We start from the raw sequence: 550 nt of genomic DNA, 5'->3' as shown, positions 1-550 counted from the left end.
GATCGTCGAGACCCTCATCGACGAAGCCATGAAGCTGGCCGACGGGATGACGGCGGCGGGCGCGCCCTCGGGGCCGCCCGCCGTCACCGTGACCGGCTAGCGAGACGGCGAGACCGACACGGGACCCGGCGCGAGGGGCCGGGGACGACCCGGGGAGCCGGCGGGGCCGGAAGGCGGCCGGAGGCGATCCGGGACGCGCGGCCGGGCCCGGCGGGGACCCGGAACAGACGAGGCCGACTGAGCTAAGGAGGGGGCCGGCGTGTCGCTGCTGGAGAACATCCGCGGTCCGCGGGACCTGAAAGCGCTGGGCACGGAGGACCTGGACGAACTCGCGGAGGAGATCCGCCACTTCCTGGTGCACGCCGTGGCCAGGACCGGCGGCCACCTCGGCCCCAACCTCGGCGTGGTGGAGCTCACCATCGCCCTGCACCGCTCCTTCGACTCCCCGTCCGACCGCATCCTCTGGGACACCGGACACCAGTCGTACGTCCACAAACTCCTGACGGGACGTCAGGACTTTTCCAAGCTCCGCAGCAAGGGCGGCCTGTCC

General features: G+C 72.5%; 1 protein-coding gene. It reads left to right on the top strand.

All coding sequences use genetic code 11. From position 1 onward, the window contains the following. Positions 1-259: 259 nt before the first annotated feature. Positions 260-550 (top strand): 1-deoxy-D-xylulose-5-phosphate synthase N-terminal domain-containing protein (locus JNW98_RS35615; RefSeq protein ID WP_308015711.1); only part of this gene is annotated, 291 nt, incomplete at its 3' end.

The sequence above is a fragment of the Streptomyces huiliensis genome (assembly GCF_020037025.1).
Classification (GTDB): domain Bacteria; phylum Actinomycetota; class Actinomycetes; order Streptomycetales; family Streptomycetaceae; genus Streptomyces; species Streptomyces huiliensis.
The sequence above is the reverse complement of the archived record's forward strand: the minus strand, read 5'-3'. Positions and strand labels throughout refer to the sequence as shown.